19 protein-coding genes are annotated in these 21,776 nt (G+C 64.2%); 4 read left to right on the plus strand and 15 right to left on the minus strand.

What is annotated here, in order from left to right; all coding sequences use genetic code 11:
• Positions 1 to 12: 12 nt before the first annotated feature.
• From hscB to U5775_RS11570, 9 genes are all read right to left on the minus strand, one after another.
• Complete coding sequence (hscB, locus tag U5775_RS11530; protein WP_322058262.1) at positions 13 to 549, minus strand: Fe-S protein assembly co-chaperone HscB; 537 nt, start codon at positions 547 to 549, stop codon at positions 13 to 15.
• A 132-nt stretch (positions 550 to 681) separates the two neighbouring features.
• Entirely contained in the window at positions 682 to 1,005 is a 324-nt protein-coding gene (gene iscA / locus U5775_RS11535) for an iron-sulfur cluster assembly protein IscA (RefSeq protein ID WP_028216880.1), read from the minus strand.
• A 175-nt stretch (positions 1,006 to 1,180) separates the two neighbouring features.
• On the minus strand, positions 1,181 to 1,585 hold the full coding sequence (iscU, locus tag U5775_RS11540) for a Fe-S cluster assembly scaffold IscU (protein ID WP_322058263.1): 405 nt from the start codon (positions 1,583 to 1,585) through the stop codon (positions 1,181 to 1,183).
• A gap of 97 nt (positions 1,586 to 1,682) precedes the next feature.
• Positions 1,683 to 2,906, minus strand: coding sequence for an IscS subfamily cysteine desulfurase (locus U5775_RS11545; RefSeq protein ID WP_322058264.1), 1,224 nt, complete (start codon positions 2,904 to 2,906; stop codon positions 1,683 to 1,685).
• Between the two features lie 75 nt (positions 2,907 to 2,981).
• Positions 2,982 to 3,515: a Fe-S cluster assembly transcriptional regulator IscR gene (gene iscR, locus U5775_RS11550; protein WP_322058265.1), complete on the minus strand. Its 534-nt coding sequence runs from the start codon at positions 3,513 to 3,515 to the stop codon at positions 2,982 to 2,984.
• Positions 3,516 to 3,669: 154 nt separating this feature from the next.
• On the minus strand, positions 3,670 to 4,152 hold the full coding sequence (locus U5775_RS11555) for a low molecular weight protein-tyrosine-phosphatase (RefSeq protein ID WP_322058266.1): 483 nt from the start codon (positions 4,150 to 4,152) through the stop codon (positions 3,670 to 3,672).
• Between the two features lie 128 nt (positions 4,153 to 4,280).
• Positions 4,281 to 4,517, minus strand: coding sequence for a hypothetical protein (locus U5775_RS11560; protein ID WP_322058267.1), 237 nt, complete (start codon positions 4,515 to 4,517; stop codon positions 4,281 to 4,283).
• 158 nt (positions 4,518 to 4,675) lie between these two features.
• Positions 4,676 to 6,112 carry a lactate utilization protein B gene (locus U5775_RS11565; RefSeq protein WP_322058268.1) on the minus strand — a complete coding sequence of 479 codons (1,437 nt, stop codon included), beginning with the start codon at positions 6,110 to 6,112 and terminating at the stop codon, positions 4,676 to 4,678.
• Positions 6,113 to 6,258: 146 nt separating this feature from the next.
• Positions 6,259 to 6,981 (minus strand): (Fe-S)-binding protein, encoded by a 723-nt coding sequence (locus U5775_RS11570; RefSeq protein ID WP_322058269.1) that lies wholly within the window; start codon positions 6,979 to 6,981, stop codon positions 6,259 to 6,261.
• A 233-nt stretch (positions 6,982 to 7,214) separates the two neighbouring features.
• On the opposite strand from U5775_RS11570, the gene U5775_RS11575 reads away from it, so the two are divergent.
• Positions 7,215 to 8,015 (plus strand): IclR family transcriptional regulator, encoded by an 801-nt coding sequence (locus tag U5775_RS11575; protein WP_322058270.1) that lies wholly within the window; start codon positions 7,215 to 7,217, stop codon positions 8,013 to 8,015.
• A gap of 91 nt (positions 8,016 to 8,106) precedes the next feature.
• On the opposite strand, the gene U5775_RS11580 is transcribed toward U5775_RS11575, so the two are convergent.
• The 3 genes from U5775_RS11580 to pbpG form a co-directional block, all read right to left on the minus strand.
• Positions 8,107 to 8,631 carry a DNA-binding protein gene (locus U5775_RS11580; protein WP_322058271.1) on the minus strand — a complete coding sequence of 175 codons (525 nt, stop codon included), beginning with the start codon at positions 8,629 to 8,631 and terminating at the stop codon, positions 8,107 to 8,109.
• Positions 8,628 to 8,915, minus strand: coding sequence for a hypothetical protein (locus U5775_RS11585; protein ID WP_322058272.1), 288 nt, complete (start codon positions 8,913 to 8,915; stop codon positions 8,628 to 8,630). Before U5775_RS11585 ends, U5775_RS11580 begins: the two co-directional genes overlap by 4 nt.
• A gap of 265 nt (positions 8,916 to 9,180) precedes the next feature.
• Positions 9,181 to 10,365, minus strand: a complete 1,185-nt coding sequence (gene pbpG, locus U5775_RS11590; protein ID WP_322058273.1) for a D-alanyl-D-alanine endopeptidase — start codon at positions 10,363 to 10,365, stop codon at positions 9,181 to 9,183.
• A gap of 743 nt (positions 10,366 to 11,108) precedes the next feature.
• Here pbpG and U5775_RS11595 point away from each other — a divergent pair.
• Positions 11,109 to 11,684: a phasin family protein gene (locus U5775_RS11595; RefSeq protein ID WP_322058274.1), complete on the plus strand. Its 576-nt coding sequence runs from the start codon at positions 11,109 to 11,111 to the stop codon at positions 11,682 to 11,684.
• A 221-nt stretch (positions 11,685 to 11,905) separates the two neighbouring features.
• Here U5775_RS11595 and lpdA read toward each other — a convergent pair whose 3' ends face one another.
• The 3 genes from lpdA to aceE all read right to left on the minus strand — a co-directional run bounded on the left by lpdA (position 11,906) and on the right by aceE (position 18,215).
• Positions 11,906 to 13,675, minus strand: a complete 1,770-nt coding sequence (gene lpdA / locus U5775_RS11600; protein ID WP_322058275.1) for a dihydrolipoyl dehydrogenase — start codon at positions 13,673 to 13,675, stop codon at positions 11,906 to 11,908.
• A 93-nt stretch (positions 13,676 to 13,768) separates the two neighbouring features.
• A complete protein-coding gene (gene aceF / locus U5775_RS11605; protein ID WP_322058276.1) occupies positions 13,769 to 15,439 on the minus strand; it encodes a dihydrolipoyllysine-residue acetyltransferase in 1,671 nt (556 codons plus the stop codon).
• Between the two features lie 79 nt (positions 15,440 to 15,518).
• The gene (gene aceE, locus U5775_RS11610) at positions 15,519 to 18,215 is read right to left on the minus strand and encodes a pyruvate dehydrogenase (acetyl-transferring), homodimeric type (protein WP_322058277.1); all 2,697 of its coding nucleotides are present in this window, start codon (positions 18,213 to 18,215) and stop codon (positions 15,519 to 15,521) included.
• A 297-nt stretch (positions 18,216 to 18,512) separates the two neighbouring features.
• Here aceE and fixL point away from each other — a divergent pair, with 297 nt between their 5' ends.
• Together fixL and fixJ are read left to right on the plus strand one after the other, a co-directional pair.
• Complete coding sequence (gene fixL / locus U5775_RS11615) at positions 18,513 to 21,029, plus strand: oxygen sensor histidine kinase FixL (RefSeq protein ID WP_322058278.1); 2,517 nt, start codon at positions 18,513 to 18,515, stop codon at positions 21,027 to 21,029.
• A complete protein-coding gene (gene fixJ / locus U5775_RS11620) occupies positions 21,026 to 21,676 on the plus strand; it encodes an oxygen response regulator transcription factor FixJ (protein WP_322058279.1) in 651 nt (216 codons plus the stop codon). The genes fixL and fixJ overlap by 4 nt, the downstream gene beginning before the upstream one ends.
• Positions 21,677 to 21,776: the final 100 nt, after the last annotated feature.

Genomic DNA, 21,776 nt, shown 5'->3' on the forward strand with positions numbered 1-21,776 from the left:
TGAGCCGGGGCCCTAGCCTTCCAGCCGCTCGATCTGTGAATCGACTTCTCCCGCCACGCGCTCGACGAACATCAGCTGGCGCACGGCTTCCGCCGCCGGCTGGTTCGAGCCGCTGTCGAGCAAGGCGCCCAGCTTCGAAAGGCGCACGCGCTCGTCGTCGCGCAGCTCGGCCGCGAGCGCATCGAGCGCATCGACGTTCTTCGCGCCCACCGCGTCCTCGATCGCCTCGCGCCACTCCATCTGCTGCATCAGGAACGCGGGCTCCATCGCCGTGTTGTTCTCCGCGCCAACGTCGATGCCGCGCAAATGCAGCAGATACGTCGCGCGCTTGAGCGGGTCGCGCAGCGTCTGGTACGCCTCGTTCGCGCGCGTGGCCCATTGCATCGCCACGCGCTTTTGCGCCTCGCCGGCTGCGGCGAAGCGGTCGGGATGCACCTGCGCCTGCACGGCGCGATAGGCGTGGTCGAGCGCGTCGGCGTCGAGCGCGAATTGCTCGGGCAAGCCGAACAACACGAAATGGCTATCGGAGAGCGAAGAAAGCGAGGCCATCGGAGTGAGCGTTTCTGGTGGGACGGTTGTGAAGATCCGGCGATCCGGGAATGCGGCGACCCGCGATCCGGCGCGCCGCATCAAAAAATCAAAAAGGCGGCACAGGCCGCCTTTTCACCGCAACGCGCGGGCTCAAACGCGGAAGGACTCGCCGCAGCCGCACTCGTCCTTCACGTTCGGGTTGTTGAACTTGAAGCCCTCGTTCAGGCCTTCGCGCACGAAGTCGAGCTCGGTGCCGTCGATATAGGAAAGGCTCTTCGGGTCCACGATGACCTTCACACCGTGGCTCTCGAACACGTTGTCCTCGGGCGCGAGCTCGTCGACATATTCGAGCTTGTAGGCGAGACCCGAGCAGCCCGTCGTACGCACGCCGAGGCGCAAGCCCACGCCCTTGCCGCGACGGACCAGGTACTTCTGCACGTGCTGTGCCGCTTTCTCTGTCAACGTGATTGCCATAACCTTTTCACCGCTTTCCGCGCCGCCCGCGTCAGGCTTGCGCCTGCCGGACCCCACGCGGCGCAGGCTCGCCTGCGTCCAAAATCGTTCATCCCGCAGCGGCGCGCCCGAGGGCTTGCCGCCGCCCCGCCCGCTGGCGCACTGCGCGCCATCACTGCGGGCCTTCACGCAGACCTTAAGCCGCGTCTGCCTTGGCTTGCGTCGTGTGACGCTGACGATAGTCGGCGACCGCTGCCTTGATCGCGTCTTCCGCGAGAATCGAGCAGTGGATCTTCACCGGCGGCAGCGCCAGTTCTTCGGCGATCTGCGTGTTCTTGATGTCGAGCGCCTGATCGAGCGTCTTGCCCTTCACCCACTCGGTCACGAGCGAGCTCGAAGCAATGGCCGAACCGCAGCCGTAGGTCTTGAACTTCGCGTCTTCGATCACGCCGTCCGCGCCCACGCGGATCTGCAGCTTCATGACGTCGCCGCAAGCGGGCGCGCCAACCATGCCGGTGCCGACCGCATCGTCGTCCTTCGCGAACGAGCCGACGTTGCGCGGGTTTTCGTAGTGGTCCAGAACCTTGTCGCTATATGCCATGATCAAACTCCTTCAATTCGTTGGCCGCGCTGCAGGATCAATGCGCTGCGGCCGGGTCGAGATTCGCTGCTGACTTGCGGTATGCCTTGCTGCGCGGTTAGTGCGCCGCCCACTGGATGGTCGACAGGTCGATGCCGTCCTGGTGCATTTCCCACAGCGGCGAGAGCTCGCGCAGCTTGGCGATCTTCGTCTGCAGCAGGTTGATCACGTAGTCGACGTCCTGTTCGGTCGTGAAGCGGCCCACCGTGAAGCGGATCGAGCTATGCGCCAGCTCGTCGTTGCGGCCGAGCGCGCGCAGCACGTACGACGGCTCGAGCGAGGCCGACGTGCACGCCGAGCCCGACGACACCGCCACGTCCTTGACCGCCATGATCAGCGACTCGCCTTCGACGAAGTTGAAGCTGATGTTCAGGTTGTGCGGGACACGCTTTTCCATGTCGCCGTTCACGTAGGTTTCTTCGATCTGCTTCAGGCCGTTCAGGAGCCGGTCGCGCAGCATGCGCACGCGCTCGTTTTCCGTGGCCATCTCTTCACGCGCGATGCGGAACGCCTCGCCCATGCCGACGATCTGGTGCGTGGCCAGCGTGCCCGAGCGCATGCCGCGCTCGTGACCGCCGCCGTGCATCTGCGCTTCGATGCGCACGCGCGGCTTGCGGCGCACGTACAGCGCGCCGATGCCCTTCGGGCCGTAGGTCTTGTGCGCCGAGAACGACATCAGGTCGACCTTGAGCTTTTGCAGGTCGATGGGCGCCTTGCCCGTCGATTGCGCAGCGTCGACGTGGAAAATGATGCCCTTCTCGCGGCAGATTTCGCCGATCGTCTCGATGTCCTGGATCACGCCGATCTCGTTGTTCACGTGCATCACGGAAACGAGGATCGTGTCGGGGCGGATCGCCGCCTTGAAGTCGTCCAGATCGATCAGGCCGTCGTCCTTCACGTTCAGGTACGTGACTTCATAGCCTTCGCGCTCGAGCTCGCGGCAGGTGTCGAGCACGGCCTTGTGCTCGGTCTTCACCGTGATGATGTGCTTGCCTTTGCTCTTGTAGAAGTGCGCGGCGCCCTTGATCGCGAGGTTGTCCGATTCGGTCGCACCGGAGGTCCAGATGATTTCGCGCGGGTCGGCGTTGACGAGCGCGGCGACGTTCTCGCGCGCTTCCTCGACGGCACGCTCCGCGTCCCAGCCATAGGCGTGGCTGCGCGACGCCGGATTGCCGAACTGCTCGCGCAGATACGGAATCATCTTGTCCACCACGCGCGGGTCGACCGGCGTCGTCGCGCTGTAGTCCATGTAGATGGGCAGGTGGGGAATGTCGTTATTCATCTATCGCTCCGGGGATGCTGTCTGCTGCTCTATGTATTGTGCTGGCCGTGATCGGGATTCCGAATCGGGTTCGGATCAGGAGCCGGCCATGTTGAATATGGAATTCGGCCCGAGCGGTACGGTGCGCACTGGCTCCATCGCCTGCGCCTCGGCGCGGCGGTCGCGCAGGACGGTGGGCGCGGCGCCTTCGCGGGCGCGCTGCTTGTCCACCAGATCCTTGAGGGACACCGAATCGAGGTACTCGACCATCTTCTGGTTCAGCGTCGACCAGAGTTCGTGCGTCATGCAATGGCCGTCGTGCTGCTTGGTGCCTTCGCAGGCGCCCTTGCCGCCGCACTGGGTGGCGTCGAGCGGCTCGTCCACGGCGATGATGATGTCCGCAACGGTGACGTCCTCCGCGCGGCGCGCGAGGTTGTAGCCGCCGCCCGGCCCACGGACCGATTCGACGATTTCATGACGGCGCAGCTTGCCGAACAACTGTTCCAGGTACGACAGCGAGATATGCTGGCGCTGGCTGATACCCGCAAGCGTCACCGGGCCCTGCTCCTGGCGCAGGGCCAGGTCGATCATCGCCGTAACGGCGAAACGGCCTTTAGTGGTGAGTCTCATGATGTAGGGGAACCGCAATTCTCGACAATTTTCGTCAAGTATAAATACATGACTAGTTTAGTCAAGTATCCGCGCCGCCATTCGGGTTATTAGGCGCATGACGAAAAGGGAAAACGGCGCAAAACGTGCATGCGGATGCGCCGCGGCGTTCATCTCAGTCCACCAGCTGGGGGCGCAGCGTGGACAGCAGGCCCGAGCAGGCCGCTTCGCACTGGTCCAGCACCGCCTCGAAGCCCGCGTCGCCGCCAAAATAGGGGTCGGTGACCACGCGGTCCTGCAAATGCGGCGCGAATTCCATCAGCAGACGAATCTTGTTGCGCCCGGCCGACGGCGCCACCTGCTCGAGCGCCGTCACGTTGGCGTCGTCCATCGCGACGATCAGATCGAAGGTGCCGAAGTCTTCCACCGCGATCTGGCGCGCGCGCAGCGGCGCCAGATTGTAGCCGCGCTTCGCGGCGGCGCGCTGGGCGCGTTCGTCGGGCGCCTCGCCGATATGCCAGTCGCCAGTGCCCGCCGAATCGACCGACACGTGCGTGCTCAAGCCCGCCTCGTCGACGAGACGCCGCATCACGGCTTCAGCCGCGGGCGAGCGGCAGATGTTGCCGAGGCAAACGAAGCAGACGGAAACCTTTTTCATCGTTTCGGGTTGGGGGCAGGTGATGGCGTCGACGGGCTTTCGCGGCGCGAGCAAACCGCCAATTATACAAAGGGCGGTGAATCCTCGCTGGGCTCGCTGAGCCCGTCCCGCGCTGCCGGCCGTGCGCCTTAGATCGCGCTTGCCTGCGGCAGCGGCGCCCCGCTGCGCAGTGCCTTGACCGGCGCTTTCGCGTCGCTGGCATCGCCGACAAGCCCGTACGACACGGCGCGCGCCAGTTCGGCGCTCACCTGGTTGGCGGCGAGCGGCAACTGCTGCTCGGCGGTGTGCCACGCATGAATCCATGCGATTGCCGCGAGCGGCACGATCAGCGCCAGCGGCCAATACACCACTATTTTCTTTCTCATGATGCGACTCTCTCTCGACTGTGGGGCGATGTGCCAAGACGCACTATCGCCAGTCGAAATGATATAGATGATCGCAATCAGGAAAAACCCGGCAAAGCCGAACACACTGTTGTCGCAGATTAAACAGTGGGCCGACTACCGTTGACGGAACCGTCCCGTTACGCGTTACGCGTGCGCCCCGTCGCGTCCAGATGCGTATGGCGGGCGGCGTACAGTTCGCGGAACGTGCGTCCGACCGGAGCCGGCATGTCGCGCCCGTCGGTCCAGCCGCGCGCGAACGGCAGCTTGCGAATGAGCTGCGACTGGCCGCCCATGCGCTCCAGCGCGCGCACGCCGAGCTTCGTGAGCAGCGCATAGGCGGCAGGATGCAACGCGAACCAGCCCCACACCGCCAGCGCTGCGCGTTCGCGCCATGGGCGCAAGCGCCGCTCGGTCTGCTTCTCGCGCAGCTTGCGCAACAGGTCCGAAAGCGGAATGCCCACCGGGCAGACGCTATTGCACTCGCCGCAGAGCGTGGCGGCCTGCGGCAGATCGAGCGCCTTGTCGATGCCGACGTAGCTCGGCGTGAGCACGGACCCCATCGGCCCCGGATAGACCCATCCGTACGCATGGCCGCCCACCTTCTGATAGACGGGGCAATGGTTCATGCACGCGCCACAACGGATACAGCGCAGCATCTCCTGGAACTCGCCGCCGATCAGCCCGGTGCGTCCGCCGTCGACGAGCACGACATACATATGCTCGGGTCCGTCCTGATCTTGCGCGCCGCGCGGCCCCGTGAGGACGGAAAAATAGTTCGAAGTGGCCTGCCCGGTCGCCGAGCGCGGCAGCAGGCGCATCGCAGTAGCGAGGTCTTCGAGTGTCGGCAAGACCTTTTCGATGCCGGTGACGGCCACATGCACGCGCGGCATGACCGTGCACATGCCCTCGTTGCCCTCGTTCGTCACGAGCACGACTGAGCCCGTCTCCGCAACGAGGAAATTGCCGCCCGTCACGCCCATGTCCGCCGAAAGGAAATGAGGCCGCAACACCTCGCGCGCCTCACGCGTCATGTCGGGGATTTCCGTCAGGCGCGGCTTGTGGTGCGTCTTCGCGAACAGATCGGCGATCTCGTCCTTGTCCTTGTGGACGACGGGCGCAATGATGTGGCTCGGCGGCTCGTTGTTGTTGATCTGGAGAATGTATTCGCCGAGGTCCGTCTCGATGGATTGCACGCCCATCCCCGCGAGCACCGTATTGAGCTGCATCTCCTCCGAAACCATCGACTTCGTCTTGATGACCTTGCGCACCTCATGCTTGCGGGCGATCTCGGCGACGAGCTTCGCCGCGTCGCGCGACGTCTCGGCGAACAGGACCGTCACGCCGCGCCGCGTTGCCTCGGCTTCGAACTGCTCGATCCAGACATCGAGATTGTCCAGCGCGCGATTGCGGCGCTCCTTGAGCGCGGCGCGCGTGGCCGGAAAGTCGATCGCCGTGATCGCCTCCGCGCGCGCGGAGACAAACTTGGTCGAGAGCTTCTTGAGGTTTTGCTGGAGGCGCTGATCGGCCAGTTTCTGGCCGGCGCGTGCCTTGAATTGCATCGATTGAACTTGCATGGCGTGAAATCGGGGCGTTTTAGTGGGCGGTCGGAGTCAGGCGAATAGCAGTGGCGTCATGAGCCTGGGCGCCTCCTCCGGCGAATGAAACGGGCAACGCAAGGCGAGAAGCACCCGACGACTGGCGAGAACTAGCGAGCAGCGCCTCAAACGTCGCCGGCCAGCACCTGCGCGATATGCAGCACGCGAGTGCTGGAGTCGCCGGTGCGCCGCAAGCGCCCTTCGATGTTCAGCATGCAGCCAAGGTCGCCGAGCACCACGGCCCCCGCCCCGCTCGCCTGCACGTTCATGCATTTTTCGTCGGCGATCGCCGTGGAGATCGCGCCGTACTTCACCGCAAACGTGCCGCCGAAGCCGCAGCAGTGCTCGCAGTCCTTCATCTCCTGCACCGCCACGCCGCGCTGTGCGAGCAGCGCACGCGGTTGCGCCTTCACGCCGAGTTCGCGAAGTCCCGAGCACGAATCGTGATAAGTGACCGGCCCGCGGAATTCGCCCTCGGGCAGCGTGACCTTGGCGACATTCACGAGGAAGTCCGTCAATTCATAGACGCGCTCGCGCAGCTTGCCATAGCGCGCCATCAGCTCCGGATCGTCGCGAAAGAGATCGCCGTAGTGCACGCGGATCATGCCGCCACACGAGCCCGACGGAATCACCACGTAGTCGTATTGCTCGAATTCGCGCAGCGTCTTTTCCGCCAGATCGCGCGCGAGCGCCCGCTCGCCCGAGTTGTAGGCCGGTTGCCCGCAACAGGTCTGCGCGGGCGGCACGTCCACCTCATAGCCGGCCTCCTCGAGCAGCTTGAGCGCCGAAAAACCGATTTCGGGACGCATTGTGTCGATGAGGCAAGTGACGAACAAACCGACTCGCATGGGAACTCCTCGTGAAAACCGTCCCCGATTATCCGACGTTTCGCCGTCACCACCAACGCCGGGCTGCCCCAGGATGAACCGCCCGACACGCTCGACAGCCAGGTGAGCGCCACCGCCATGCGACGGCGCCATTCCGCCGGCCGCTGTGTTTTTTCACCATACGAGATACAATGGCCGCCTCCGCGTCGCGTTTCCTATACGCGTCAAACGAATCTGCACCCGGAATTTGCCCCATGACCGACACCAATCCGGATCCGAAGACCTCGATTCAGGTGATCGAGCGCATGATGCGCCTCCTCGACGCCCTCGCCGCGCACACCGACCCGGTCAGCCTGAAGGATCTCGCGCAACGCACCGAACTGCACCCGTCCACCGCTCACCGTATTCTCAACGACATGGTGAGCTGCCGGCTCGTCGACCGCTCGGACCCCGGCACATACCGGCTCGGCATGCGGCTGCTGGAGCTCGGCAATCTCGTGAAGGCGCGTCTTTCGGTACGCGACGCCGCGCTCACGCCCATGCGCGAGCTGCATCGCCTCACGGGACAAACGGTGAACCTCTCCGTGCGCCAGGGCGACGAAATCGTCTATATCGAGCGTGCCTACTCGGAGCGTTCGGGCATGCAGGTGGTGCGAGCAATCGGCGGTCGTGCGCCGCTGCATCTCACCTCGGTCGGCAAGCTCTTTCTGGCCGCCGACGAAGCGAACCGCGTACGCGCCTACGCCACGCGCACGGGCCTGTCGGGCCACACGCGCAACAGCATCACCGACCTTGGCCGGCTGGAGCGCGAACTCGCGCACGTGCGCCAGCAGTCCTGCGCACGCGACAACGAAGAGCTGGAACTGGGCGTGCGCTGCATTGCGGCGGGCATCTATGACGACACCGGCAAGCTCGTCGCCGGACTTTCGCTCTCCGCACCCGCGGACCGCCTCCAGGACTCGTGGCTGGGACAACTGAGCAAGACGGCGCTCACGATTTCCGAGTCGCTCGGCTATCACCCGGAGCCGGTCGAAGGCCACGTGCAAACGGCCTGAAGCCAGAGCTTGCGAGAGCCCCGCGAACCCATTTCGCGCCCAAGCTGCAACTCCGGAAGCGCCGGCAGGTCCGGCGCTTTTTTCATGCGCCCTATTCGACGAGCTCGGCAAGCTGGCGCTTGACGCTTGTGTCGATTTCCCGCGCCTCTTTCACCAGATTGACCTGCTTCGCGGTACACGCGGTCTCCAGCAGCGCGACATCGATGCTGTAGCCCTGGCGGCCGCTCAACCACGCCAGGATGTCGCCGAGATGCCAGAGCGACGGATTGCCTTCGTGCACGGGCTGCGGAAAATCGGCCACGTGCGCGAGCATCAACTTGCGCATGTTCTGACGCGACATGCCTGTCATATCGGCCACGTCGGTCAAGCCGACGAGATCCGGCGTGGCCTCCACGAGGCGCGCCGACGGCACCGCCTGCTTCACGTCCTGCAACGCCGAGTAGATGGCCGACCATGCGCTCTCGCTGTCGCGCGCGAACGCCAGTGCGATGCGGCCGGGCTGTCCCACGCCGATCGTGGCGTCGTCGCAGCCCGCTTGCGCCAGCCGCTCCACGAGATCCTCGTGGTCGCAATCTTCCGGCGCGAGCTGATACTTGAGCGTGAATACGTAGTTCATGTGTTACTCCTGCTGTTTGTGGCACCCGGCGGCGCCTTCGTGCGCGGCGCCGTGCAGTTGTCGACCACGCGCTTCAACAAACGCGCATGGTTGCCGGCGTTTCGCGGCGTACTCCAGATGCTCGTAACGCAAAATTCCCCGCAACGGCAATCTGCCTGGTTATACGGGCAGTACATCCTGCCCCACGCGTGACCATTGCCTTTACCTGGCTGAACTAACCAGCCGTTGGCTTCGGCATAAGCCAGCGCAGCTTCAACCTCTTTCTTGGGATGCGATCGTCTCATCGGCAAACTCAGTGTATGGGCCGCCATTGAAGTTGTCAATTGACAACCAACAAACTCGTGGCAGCCAAATCGCGCCATCCGGCCGGGCGGCGCGTCTCCAACCCCTGAAATTCTGCTGACGAAACCGGGAGCCCAATAGCTGGCCTCATGGCGTAGGAAGCGCTTGGGTCAGCCTGGAAAGCAAAAGCCCCGCAATTGCGGGGCTTTTGTTGGACATCTATACCGGCGCGAAGCCGGAAGCGACAAAGGAGCCAGATAGGCCTGATCAGGTACCCGAACCGCCTGCATCCGCGCTCGTGATGCGCGGCTGCTGGTCGGCGCCGCCGTTGTCGAGCCACGTGCGCACGCGCGACGCATCGGCGAAGCGCGAATACTTGCCGCTCGAATCGAGCAGCACCATGATGACCGGCCGGTTATGAACCGTCGTCTGCATCACGAGACACTCGCCTGCTTCGTTGATGAAGCCGGTCTTCTGAAGACCGATGTCCCACGACGGATTGCGGATGAGCGCGTTCGTGCTGTTGTAGGCGAGATTGCGCTTGCCCGTGAACACGTCATAGCTACGATCGGTCGAGAACTGGCGGATGAGCGGGTACTGGTAGGCCGCGTTCACCATCTTGACGAGGTCGCGCGCAGTTGAGACGTTGTGGCTCGACAGACCCGTCGAATTCTCGAAGTGCGTATCGGTCATGCCAAGCTGCTTCGCCTTCGCGTTCATGGCGGCGATAAACGCAGGGCGGCCGCCCGGGTAGTAACGCGAAAGCGCCGCCGCCGCTCGGTTTTCCGACGCCATCAGCGCGATATGCAGCATGTCTTCACGCGAGAGCACCGAGCCCACCGAGAGGCGCGAGCCGGTGTTCTTCTCGTAGTCCCGGTCTTCGTCGGTGACTTCGATCTGGTCGGTGAGCGACGCCTTCGAATCGAGCACGACCATTGCGGTCATGAGCTTCGAGATCGAGGCGATCGGCACGACGGCGCGCGAATTCTTGTCGAAGAGCGGCTCCAGCGTGTTCTGGTCCACCACATAGGCCACGCCCGAGCGCAGCATCAGCGAATCAGGCGTTTCATGCAGGCCGAACGCCTGGCCCACGGTCGGCTGACGCGGCTCGAACGCCACGCGGCGCACCGCCGTGCGATGGCGGCCGTTCATCGTGTAGCTGACCCGGCGCTTCTTTGCCGCCGGACGCGCATCGTCGTCCTTCGCGGCGACGGTGCGCGCCGCACCCGCCTTTTTGGCGACCTTCGCTGGCGCCTGCGCGCCGGGCTCGGCCTTCCTGGTAGTCTTTTTGGCCTTGGCCGTCTTGGCTGCGGCGGTGTTCTGCGACGCAGCAAAAGCGTCCTCGGGCACTACGAGCGTCGCACTGATGACCACGGAGACAGCTACCGACAGGGCGGTACTGACAACCGATGAGGGCACCAGCTTGAACGACAGGAGCTTGTCGGATTTCATTGGTGTTCTGGATGAAGCGGCGGGATCGTTCGCCAAGTGTAGTAAAACCACGAAAAATTCGCAAATTGAAGCACTTATGGCTACTCGTTAAACCGAAGTCTGGTTTTCAATTGAGCTGACCAATGCACTTCGCACATTCGATGGAGCGAGACAATCGCCCGGACGGCCCCACCTGCTGCGCCTGACACCGGCAACGTTGGCTGTTGCCTATACATTGACGGCGCGCGCCATGCAGAACTTGATGTGGGAGTAATACCGAGGACGATTCTCTGACACCGGTGCCGCCGAACCACGCGACGCGCATTCGACAGCAATGGATCTTTAACGTTCCAGGAAGAAATCTGGTGGACGCGCCAAGTGCAACTAAGTGCAATCCCGCACCGGCCTTCAACGAATCAGACGACGCACGCCACGTCCGGCGCGCGTCGTCAGACTCAATCTTGCCAGATCGCGGGCGCATATGCTTGACCTTGTCAAAGCCGCGCCAGGCGTAGGTTGCAGACGCTATGCCGCACCTCAGCGAGACCGCTGGGCACAGCCTCATGCCGAACGCATAAGCAGTTGTTTAACAATACTTTAATGTAATTGTGCGTCGCACCAAAAGTTCTTGACTTTCGTCTCCAGCGACCTAAAATCCAAATCAATGTTGCGACGCACCAAAGCGTCGGACAGATTCTCCAGTGTCTTGCCACTTACTTCAGGCGGCCCGCGAACGAGGCCGCCAAATATCCAGGAGCGTAAACATGAGTCTGCTGACCCCTGAGCAATTCGCCGCTGCCCAGAAAGCCAACCTCGAAACGCTGTTCGGTCTCACCGGCAAGGCATTCGAAGGCGTGGAAAAGCTCGTCGAATTGAATCTTCAGGCCGTTCGCTCGAATCTGGCGGAATCGCAGGAACACGCGCAGCGCGCGCTGTCGGCCAAGGACGCACAAGAGTTCTTCGCCCTGCAATCGAGCTTCGCTCAACCGCTCACCGAAAAGCTGCTCTCGTACGGCCGCCACGTCTATGAAATCGCCTCAGCTACGCAAGCCGAGTTCGCGAAGGTCGCCGAAGCGCACTACGAAGAACAGAACCTCAAGGTCCAGTCGCTCGTCGACAACGTCGCCAAGAACGCGCCGGCCGGTTCGGAAACCGCTGTCGCCGTGATCAAGTCGGCCATCAACGCCGCGAACACGACCTACGAAACGGTCCACAAGGCCACCAAGCAAGCCGTCGAAATGGCCGAAAGCAACTTCAACGCCGCCACTGCCGCGGCCAGCAAGGCTGCTGCGCAAGCTTCACGCTCGGCTGCCACCGCTACCGCCAAGAAGCCGGCCTAAGCGTCATAGCTCGACCTGGGCGCGCCGAAAATCGCGCCCGGCGCCGGACCTGACGCTCCGGTCCGGCTGTCGCTTGCCCGGTCGCTGGAGGCCGGGAATTTTTTCGCTCCAGCGCCTCTCGCAGTCAATCAGAGTCAGAGCGACCCTCACGGGCCATACGGCTCCAATAGAAACGGCGCACTCCTCGCGGAGTGCGCCGTTTTTTCATGCGCGCGGCAAACTTACTTCTTCTTTTGCGGCGGCAGGTCCGTACAGACGCCTTCGTACAGCTCGGCGGCCATGCCCACCGATTCGCCCAGCGTCGGGTGCGGGTGAATCGTCTTGCCGATGTCGGTCGCGTCCGCGCCCATTTCCACGGCGAGGCAGACTTCGCTGATGAGGTCGCCCGCATTCAGACCGACGATGCCGCCGCCGATCACGCGATGCGTCTCTTCGTCGAAGATCAGCTTGGTGAAGCCCTCGTCGCGGCCATTGGCTATCGCGCGGCCCGAAGCGGCCCACGGGAACACCGCCTTGCCGTACTTGATGCCTTCGGCCTTGCACTGGTCCTCGGTCTTGCCGGCCCACGCCACTTCCGGATCGGTGTAGGCCACCGACGGAATCTGCAGCGCGTCGAAGTACGCCTTCTCGCCGTGCGCGGCTTCCGCCGCCACGTGGCCCTCATGCACGGCCTTGTGCGCGAGCATCGGCTGGCCGACCACGTCGCCGATCGCGAAGATGTGCGGCACGTTGGTGCGCAGCTGCTTGTCGACTTCGATGAAGCCGCGATCCGTCACCGCCACGCCGGCCTTGTCCGCGCCGATCTTCTTGCCGTTGGGCGAGCGGCCCACGGCGACCAGCACGAGGTCGTAGCGCTGCGCTTCGGCCGGCGCCTTTTCGCCTTCGAACGTGACGTAGATACCGTCGTCCTTCGCCTCGGCCTTCGTCGTTTTGGTCTTGAGCATGACGTTCGCGAAGCGCTTCGCGTTGTACTTCTCCCAGACCTTCACGAGATCGCGGTCCGCGCCGGCCATCAGACCGTCGAGCATTTCGACGACGTCGATCTGCGCGCCGAGCGTCGCGTAGACGGTGGCCATTTCCAGGCCGATGATGCCGCCGCCGATCACGAGCATCTTCTGCGGGATCTGGCGCAGTTCGAGCGCGCCGGTCGAGTCGACCACGCGCGGATCTTCGGGCATGAACGGCAGCTTCACGGCCTGCGAGCCCGCGGCGATGATCGCCTGCTTGAACTTCACGACCTTCTTGCCGCCCTCGCCCGCCACTTCCATATGGTACGGATCGAGGAACGTGCCCACGCCGGTCACGACTTCGACCTTGCGCGCCTTCGCCATGCCGGCGAGGCCGCCCGTGAGCTTCTTGACCACGCCCGACTTGAAGTCGCGCAGTTTGTCGAGATCGATCTGCGGCTTGCCGAACGAGATGCCGTGCGAGCCGAGCGCTTCGGCTTCGTCGATCACGAGTGCCGTGTGCAGCAGCGCCTTCGACGGAATGCAGCCGACGTTAAGGCACACGCCGCCGAGCGTCGAATAGCGCTCGACCAGCACGGTCTTCATGCCGAGGTCGGCCGAGCGGAACGCCGCCGAATAGCCGCCGGGGCCCGCGCCGAGCACGAGCATGTCGCATTCGACGTCGGCGCTACCGCTGAAGCTGCCCGCTTGCGGCGCGGGTGCTGCAGCCTTCGGAGCCTCAGCGGCCTTCGGTGCTTCCGCAGCCTTGGGCGCTTCAGCCTTCGGAGCCGGCGCAGCCGCGCCTTCGGACGCTTCGACCAGCGCGATCACCGTGCCTTGCGACGCCTTGTCGCCCGCCTTGATCTTCACTTCCTTGACGGTGCCCGCGACATCGCTGGGCACTTCCATCGTGGCCTTGTCCGACTCGAGCGAGAGCAGCGTCTGCTCTTTCTCGATCACGTCGCCGGCCTTGATGTTGACTTCGATGACGTCGATGTCCTTGAAGTCGCCGATATCCGGCACTTTCACTTCGACGAGACTCATGGTGTCCCCTGTTGGAACGACCGGCCGCGCCCGCCGCGGCGCGCACGGAGAAAACGTGCGGCGCGGCGGCGGCGGCCGGTCGAGGTAGCGGTTTTACAGAATCACGCGGCGGAAATCGCCGAGGATCGAAGCGAGGTAGGCGTTAAAGCGCGCGGCAGCCGCACCGTCGATCACGCGGTGGTCGTACGAGAGCGACAGCGGCAGCGTGAGGCGCGGCACGAACTGCTTGCCGTCCCACACCGGCTTCATCGCGCTCTTCGACAGGCCGAGGATCGCCACTTCAGGCGCGTTGATGATCGGCGTGAAATGCGTGCCGCCGATGCCGCCGAGCGACGAGATCGAGAAGCAGCCGCCTTGCATCTGGTCGGGCTTGAGCTTGCCGTCGCGCGCGAGCTTCGAGAGCTCGGCCATTTCCTTCGCGATGTCGACGAGACCCTTCTTGTCGGCGTCGCGGATCACCGGAACGACAAGGCCGTTCGGCGTATCGGCCGCAAAACCGATGTGGTAGTACTGCTTGAAGACGAGATTGTCGCCGTCGAGGCTCGCGTTGAACGCCGGGAACTTCTTGAGCGCGGCGACGCAGGCCTTGATGACGAACGCGAGCATCGTGAACTTCACGCCCGCCTTCTCGTTTTCCTTGTTCAGTTGCACGCGCAGCGCTTCGAGGTCGGTGATGTCCGCTTCGTCGTTGTTCGTGACGTGCGGGATCATGACCCAGTTGCGGTGCAGGTTCGCGCCCGAGATCTTCTTGATGCGCGAAAGCGGTTGCGTGTCGATCGGGCCGAACTTCGTGAAGTCGACCTTCGGCCACGGCAGCAGGTTCAGGCCCGCGCCGCCGCCAGCAGGCGCTGCGGCTGCGGCGCCAGGCGCCGCCAGTGCGCCCGTCATCACGCCCTTCACGAACGCGGTGACGTCGTCCTGGGTGATGCGGCCCTTCGGACCCGTGCCCGTCACGCGGCCAACGTCCACGCCCAGGTCGCGCGCGAACTTGCGCACGGACGGCGATGCGTGGCTCGGACGGCGCGCGCCGCCTTCGCCGGCCGGGATGACCGGCGCCTGCGCGAGCGCCGACGGTGCAGCGGCCGCGGACTTCGCCGGCGCGGCCTGGGGCGCGTCCGACGGCTCTTCGACGTGCTTTGCAGCCGGGGCGGCGGCCGGGGCCGCTGCGCCTTCCGCTTCCACTACGACGATCTCCGTGCCTTCCGACACGTTATCGCCCACCTTGACCAGGATGGCCTTGACGACGCCGGCCACCGGGCTCGGCACGTCCATGGTCGCCTTGTCCGACTCGAGCGTGACGAGCGACTGCTCCTTCTCGACGCGGTCGCCGACCTTCACGCCGATCTCGATGACGGGCACATCCTTGTAGTCGCCGATGTCGGGGACCTTGACGCTTTGCGTGCCGCCGCCCGCAGCGGGCGCAGCAGCTTGTGCCGGCGCCGCGGCTTGCGCGGGCGCAGCAGCCTTCTCGGCCTGCGCGGGCTTTTCTTCCTTCGCGGCGGCAGCGGGGGCCGCAGCGGCGCCCGCGCCGTCCAGCACGAGCACGAGCGTGCCTTCCGACACGTTGTCGCCCACCTTGACCTTCACTTCCTTGACCGTGCCCGACGCCGGGCTCGGCACGTCCATCGTCGCCTTATCCGATTCCAGCGTGATGAGCGACTGCTCTTTCTCGACGGTATCACCCGCCTTCACCAGCACCTCGATCACAGGAATGTCCTTGTAATCGCCGATGTCCGGCACTTTGACTTCGATCGTTTGACTCATTATTAGTGTCTCCGGGGCCGCATAAGAACGCCTCCCCGCTTCGGGGAGGCGCGCATGCCATGCACAGGGGGATGATGCGTTAGACGGTCATCGGGTTGGGTTTGGACGGATCGAGCTTGTACTTCGCAATGGCGTCGGCGACGACCTTGCGCTCGATCTTGCCTTCGTCCGCGAGCGCGTTGAGCGCCGCGACCGTCGTCCAGTAACGATCGACTTCGAAGAAGTGACGCAGATTCTCACGCGTGTCCGAACGGCCGAAGCCGTCGGTGCCGAGCACCACGAACTTGCGCGGCACGAGGCCACGGATCTGGTCGACCAGCGCGCGTACGTAGTCGGTCGACGCCACGACCGGGCCTTCCGTGCCCTTGAGCAGCTTCTCGACGTGCGATTCGCGGCGCGGCTCGCTCGGGTGCAGCAGGTTCCAGCGCTCGACTTCGTGGCCTTCGCGGGCCAGTTCCGTGAAGCTCGGCACGCTCCAGAGGTCGGCTTCGACGCCCCAGTCGTTCTTGAGCAGATCGGCGGCGGCGATCACTTCGTTGAAGATCGTGCCCGCGCCCAGCAGCTGAACGCGCGGGCCCTTGGCCTTCGCGTCGCCCTTACGGAACGAGTACATGCCCTTGAGGATGTCCGCGGCCACATGCTCGCCCTGCGGGATCGCCGGATGTTCGTAGTTCTCGTTCATCACGGTGATGTAATAGAACACGTCCTCCTGATCCTGGACCATGCGGCGCAGGCCGTCCTGCATGATCACGGCCAGTTCGTAGCCGAAGGTCGGGTCATAGGTGACGCAGTTCGGCACCGAAGCGGCCCACAGGAGCGAGTGACCGTCTTCGTGCTGCAGGCCTTCGCCATTGAGCGTCGTGCGGCCCGCGGTGCCGCCGAGCAGGAAGCCGCGCGAGCGCATGTCGCCCGCCGCCCAAACGAGGTCGCCGATACGCTGGAGGCCGAACATCGAATAGAAGATGTAGAACGGCACCATGATCTCGCCGTGCGTCGAGTACGACGTCGCGGCCGCGATCCAGTCGCACATGCCGCCGGCTTCGTTGATGCCTTCCTGCAGGATCTGGCCGGTCTGCGATTCCTTGTAGAACATCAGCTGGTCGGCGTCTTCCGGCACGTACTTCTGGCCGTCCTGGTTCCAGATGCCGATCTGGCGGAACAGGCCTTCCATACCGAAGGTACGCGACTCGTCCGGCACGATCGGCACGACGCGCTTGCCGAGCGCCTTGTCCTTCAACAGGATGTTCAGGATCCGCACGAACGCCATCGTCGTGGAGATCTCGCGGCCTTCGCCCGTGCCCTTGAGCAGCGGCTCGAACGCGTCGAGCGCCGGCACCGGCAACGATTCCGCCTTCTGGCGGCGCGCGGGCAGGTAGCCGCCGAGGTCCATGCGCTTCTGGCGCATGTACTCGAGCTCCTTCGAGCCTTCCTCGAACTTGATGTACGGCACGTCGACGATCTGCTCGTCCGAGATCGGCAGACGGAACTGGTCGCGGAACTTCTTGAGCTGATCCACCTGCATCTTCTTCTGCTGGTGGGTGATGTTCATGGCCTGGCCCGCTTCGCCCATGCCATAGCCCTTGATGGTCTTGGCGAGGATCAGGGTCGGCTGGCCCTTCGCGTGCTGGGCCTGATGGAACGCCGCGTAGATCTTGTGCGGATCATGGCCGCCGCGGTTCAGGTTCCAGATGTCGTCGTCGGACCAGTCGGCGACCAGCGCCTTCAGTTCCGGCGTATTGAAGAAGTGCTCGCGCACGAACGCGCCCGACTCCGACTTGTACGTCTGGTACTCGCCGTCGACGACTTCCATCATGCGGCGCATCAGCGCGCCCGACTTGTCGCGCGCGAAGAGCGCGTCCCAGCGGCTGCCCCAAATGACCTTGATGACGTTCCAGCCGGCGCCGCGGAACTCGCTTTCGAGTTCCTGGATGATCTTGCCGTTGCCGCGCACCGGGCCGTCGAGACGCTGCAGGTTGCAGTTGATGACGAACACGAGGTTGTCCAGACGCTCGCGGCCGGCCATGCCGATCGCGCCGAGCGATTCCGGTTCATCGGTTTCGCCGTCGCCGAGGAAGGCCCAGACCTTGCGGCCCTCGGTCTTGGCGATGCCGCGCGCCTGCATGTACTTCATGAAGCGTGCCTGATAGATCGCCATGATCGGGCCGAGGCCCATCGAGACGGTCGGGAACTGCCAGAAGTCCGGCATCAGCCACGGGTGCGGGTATGACGAAATGCCCTGGCCGCCCACTTCCTGGCGGAAGTTGTCGAGCTGGTTCTCGGAGAGGCGGCCGAGCAGGAACGCGCGCGAGTAGACGCCCGGCGACGAGTGGCCCTGCACGAACACGAGGTCGCCGCCGTGCTCGGCGGACGGTGCGTGCCAGAAGTGGTTGTAGCCGACGTCATAGAGCGTCGCGGCCGAAGCGAACGAGGCGATGTGGCCGCCCACGTTCGTGTGCTTGCCCGCGCGCAGCACCATGGCGATGGCGTTCCAGCGCGTGTACGAGCGAATGCGGTGTTCGAGGTCCTGGTCGCCGGGGTTCTTGGCCTGGTTGGCGACGGGAATCGTGTTGATGTACGGCGTGTTCGCCGAGAACGGCAGATGCTCGCCATGCACGCGGGCGAACTCGATCTGCTTCTCGATCAGATAGTGAGCGCGGTCGGGACCGATGGTGGAAATGACGCCGTCCAGCGCTTCGAGCCATTCGGCAGTTTCCTGAGGATCTTCGTCCTTCTCGGTGGCAACGTATTTCAGGACTTCGTCGGGTACAGCGGACATACTCGTCTCCTGGATGTAGGGGAACGCTGTTGATCGGACCATGCGGATCGCGACCCTTTGCGACATGACCGGGCCAACCGCAGCAGCATTGCGGGCGATTGTAATGACCGCCTCTCGCTTCACGCAAGGAATTTTTCGAATCGCGAGATGGATTTTTATAATGTGAAAAATTGCTGCAGCGCACGCTTAATCGTTCGCGCCCCTGCGCCGATATCGGCCAGTTTGCACCCGTTTATCGGCGATTTACCGCTTTTTTCACGGCGTTTCCGACTCTTACGCTGAGCTACAATCCTTGCCATGTTGACCGAACGGCTTTTCGCACGCTCGGCGCGGCCGCCCGGTTCGCCCGGCGAGTCGTCGCCGTCCCGCTGGCACCACGGACCCTGGTGGTCGAATTCCTATTTGCTGACGCCGCTCCTGTCGATCCTCGTCTTCCTGATCGTCATGAGCCTGATCTTGTGGAGCCTCAACCGCCGCGAGCAGCAGCAGCAAGAAGACACGCTCTATCGCAACGTGGCCTGGGCGCAGCAGCAGATCCGCCTGTCCATGACGGGCGCGCAGGAGCAATTGCAGGCGCTCTCGCGCGATCTCGTCGCGGGCCACAACGACCCCGAATACTTCCAGACGTCCACCACGGACATCATGCAGGGCCATCCGGAGATCCTCTATCTGAACTGGTATACCAGTCAGCAGGAGCCCCGCTGGCCCAATACGGCCATGCCCGTGTTCGGCCAGCGCCTCGCCAAGCCCAACGACGCCCAGATGGACGAGGCCGTGAAGGCCGCCTTCGCCGAAGCGCGCTCGTCGCGCCGCCAGGTTTATTCGCCGCTCATCTACGACGACGTCGGCAACGGCTACATCACCTTGCAGACGCCGGTGTATCGCGACCGCGACTTCCTCGGCACGATCGCGGCCGTGTTCTCGGTCGAAGGGATCCTCAAGCACGACATCCCGCCCGAACTCTCGGCCAAGTACAAGATCTCGATCCTTGACGCGAACAACCGCGAACTCGCCACCACCTCCACGCGCCCGCGCCTGCCGCACGACGTCTATTACGACCTGCCGCTCGATCCGCCGGGCCAGGGCGTCTCCGTGCGCGTGTACTCGTTCCCGCAGATGACCAACTTCACGAACAACACGCTCGTGTGGCTGGTCGCGGGGCTGTCGTGCTTCGTGCTGTGGAGCCTCTGGAGTCTATGGAAACACACGCGCCAGCGCTTTGAGGCACAGCAGGCGTTATATGCGGAAGCGTTCTTCCGGCGCGCGATGGAAAATTCCGTGCTGATCGGCATGCGCGTGCTCGACATGCACGGCCGCATCACGCACGTGAACCCGGCCTTCTGCCGCATGACGGGATGGGACGAAAGCGACCTCGTGGGCAAGCACGCGCCTTTCCCCTACTGGCCGCGCGACGCCTACCCCGAAATGCAGCGCCAGCTCGACATGACGCTGCGCGGCAAGGCGCCCTCCTCGGGCTTCGAATTGCGCGTGCGCCGCAAGGACGGCTCGCAGTTCCATGCGCGGCTCTACGTCTCGCCGCTCATCGACAGCTCGGGCCGACAGACCGGCTGGATGTCATCGATGACCGATATCACCGAGCCCAAGCGCGCGCGCGAAGAACTCGCCGCCGCGCACGAGCGCTTCACCACGGTGCTGGAGAGCCTCGACGCCGCCGTCTCGGTGCTCGCCGCCGACGAAGCCGAGCTGCTGTTCGCCAACCGCTACTACCGGCACCTGTTCGGCATCCGCCCGGACGGCCATCTGGAACTGGCCGGCGGCGGCGGTTTCGATTCGGCCGCGGCGTCCTCGGACTCGATCGACATGGTGGATGCCTACGCGGGCCTGCCCGCCACCGCGCTCACCGAGAGCGCCGCCGACGCCCAGGAAGTCTACGTCGAGAGCATCCAGAAGTGGTTCGAGGTGCGGCGCCAGTACATCCAGTGGGTCGATGGCCACCTCGCGCAGATGCAGATCGCGACCGACATCACCACGCGCAAGCAGGCGCAGGAACTGGCCCGCCAGCAGGACGAGAAGCTGCAGTTCACGAGCCGCCTCATGACGATGGGCGAAATGGCCTCGTCGCTCGCGCACGAGCTGAACCAGCCGCTCGCCGCCATCAACAACTACGCCTCGGGCACCGTCGCGCTCGTGAAGTCGGGGCGCGCCGCGCCCGACAATCTGCTGCCCGTGCTGGAGAAGACCGCGCAGCAGGCCGTGCGCGCGGGCATGATCATCAAGCGCATCCGCGAGTTCGTGAAGCGCAGCGAGCCCAAGCGCCAGGCCACGCGTGTGGCCGACATCGTCGCCGACGCCGTGGGTCTCGCCGAAATCGAGGCGCGCAAGCGCCGCATCCGCATCGTGACCGACATGCGCTCGCGCATGCCCGTGATCTACGTCGATCCGGTGCTGATCGAGCAGGTGCTCGTCAACCTGCTGAAGAACGCCGCCGAAGCGATGGCCGACGCGCGCCCGAATGCGGTCGACCCCGTGATCCGCGTGATTGTGAAGCGCGAAGGCGGCAACGTCTGCATCAGCGTGGTGGACCAGGGCCCCGGCGTGGACGAAGCCACGGCCGAGCGCCTCTTCGAACCTTTTTACAGCACCAAGTCCGATGGCATGGGCATGGGGCTGAACATTTGCCGCTCGATTATCGAATCGCATCGCGGGCGCCTCTGGGTGGTCAACAACGTCGAAGCAGACGGCCACATCAGCGGTGCCACGTTCCATTGCAGTCTGCCCATCGGCGAATCGGATCATCCCTCGCGCGACGGATCCGACGAACCGACTCCACAAACCGTTACGGGAGAGCCATGAACAGCCCAGTCACCACTCAGGAAACCGTCTTTGTTGTCGACGACGATGAGGCCGTACGAGACTCCCTGCGCTGGCTGCTCGAAGCGAATGGCTACCGCGTGCAGTGCTTCACGAGCGCGGAAGAATTCCTCGATGCGTACCAGCCGGCGCAGCAAGCCGGACAAATCGCCTGTCTGATTCTGGACGTGCGTATGCAGGGCATGAGCGGACTCGAGCTGCAGGAGCGCCTGATCGCCGAAAACGCCTCGCTGCCGATCATCTTCGTGACCGGCCACGGCGACGTGCCGATGGCCGTCTCCACCATGAAGAAAGGCGCGATGGACTTCATCGAAAAGCCCTTCGACGAAGCCGAGCTGCGCAAGCTCGTCGAGCGCATGCTCGACAAGGCCCGCAGCGAAAGCACCAACGTCCAGCAGCAGCGCGCCGCGGCCGAACGCCTCGGCAAGCTCACGGCGCGCGAGCATCAGGTGCTCGAGCGCATCATCGCGGGCCGTCTGAACAAGCAGATCGCCGACGATCTCGGCATCAGCATCAAGACCGTGGAAGCGCACCGCGCCAACATCATGGAGAAGCTGAACGTGAACACGGTCGCCGACCTGCTGCGTCTCGCGCTCTCCAACAAGCCGCAGCAGGCGCAGCAGCAGTAAGGCGCCACGCGGCGCGTCCCGGGAACGGCGCATAACGAACGGCATATCGATGCAGTCGCGCAGCGCAAAACATCGCGCGGCGCCTTCCCTAGCACATTTC

It is taken from the genome of Paraburkholderia sp. J63 (assembly GCF_905220245.1).
Classification (GTDB): domain Bacteria; phylum Pseudomonadota; class Gammaproteobacteria; order Burkholderiales; family Burkholderiaceae; genus Paraburkholderia.

Coding starts and splice junctions, on each gene's coding strand:
- hscB (WP_322058262.1), bottom strand. CDS start 549: ATGGCCTCGCTTTCTTCGCTCTCCGATAGCCATTTCGTGTTGTTCGGC.
- iscA (WP_028216880.1), bottom strand. CDS start 1,005: ATGGCAATCACGTTGACAGAGAAAGCGGCACAGCACGTGCAGAAGTAC.
- iscU (WP_322058263.1), bottom strand. CDS start 1,585: ATGGCATATAGCGACAAGGTTCTGGACCACTACGAAAACCCGCGCAAC.
- U5775_RS11545 (WP_322058264.1), bottom strand. CDS start 2,906: ATGAATAACGACATTCCCCACCTGCCCATCTACATGGACTACAGCGCG.
- iscR (WP_322058265.1), bottom strand. CDS start 3,515: ATGAGACTCACCACTAAAGGCCGTTTCGCCGTTACGGCGATGATCGAC.
- U5775_RS11555 (WP_322058266.1), bottom strand. CDS start 4,152: ATGAAAAAGGTTTCCGTCTGCTTCGTTTGCCTCGGCAACATCTGCCGC.
- U5775_RS11560 (WP_322058267.1), bottom strand. CDS start 4,517: ATGAGAAAGAAAATAGTGGTGTATTGGCCGCTGGCGCTGATCGTGCCG.
- U5775_RS11565 (WP_322058268.1), bottom strand. CDS start 6,112: ATGCAAGTTCAATCGATGCAATTCAAGGCACGCGCCGGCCAGAAACTG.
- U5775_RS11570 (WP_322058269.1), bottom strand. CDS start 6,981: ATGCGAGTCGGTTTGTTCGTCACTTGCCTCATCGACACAATGCGTCCC.
- U5775_RS11575 (WP_322058270.1), top strand. CDS start 7,215: ATGACCGACACCAATCCGGATCCGAAGACCTCGATTCAGGTGATCGAG.
- U5775_RS11580 (WP_322058271.1), bottom strand. CDS start 8,631: ATGAACTACGTATTCACGCTCAAGTATCAGCTCGCGCCGGAAGATTGC.
- U5775_RS11585 (WP_322058272.1), bottom strand. CDS start 8,915: ATGAGACGATCGCATCCCAAGAAAGAGGTTGAAGCTGCGCTGGCTTAT.
- pbpG (WP_322058273.1), bottom strand. CDS start 10,365: ATGAAATCCGACAAGCTCCTGTCGTTCAAGCTGGTGCCCTCATCGGTT.
- U5775_RS11595 (WP_322058274.1), top strand. CDS start 11,109: ATGAGTCTGCTGACCCCTGAGCAATTCGCCGCTGCCCAGAAAGCCAAC.
- lpdA (WP_322058275.1), bottom strand. CDS start 13,675: ATGAGTCTCGTCGAAGTGAAAGTGCCGGATATCGGCGACTTCAAGGAC.
- aceF (WP_322058276.1), bottom strand. CDS start 15,439: ATGAGTCAAACGATCGAAGTCAAAGTGCCGGACATCGGCGATTACAAG.
- aceE (WP_322058277.1), bottom strand. CDS start 18,215: ATGTCCGCTGTACCCGACGAAGTCCTGAAATACGTTGCCACCGAGAAG.
- fixL (WP_322058278.1), top strand. CDS start 18,513: ATGTTGACCGAACGGCTTTTCGCACGCTCGGCGCGGCCGCCCGGTTCG.
- fixJ (WP_322058279.1), top strand. CDS start 21,026: ATGAACAGCCCAGTCACCACTCAGGAAACCGTCTTTGTTGTCGACGAC.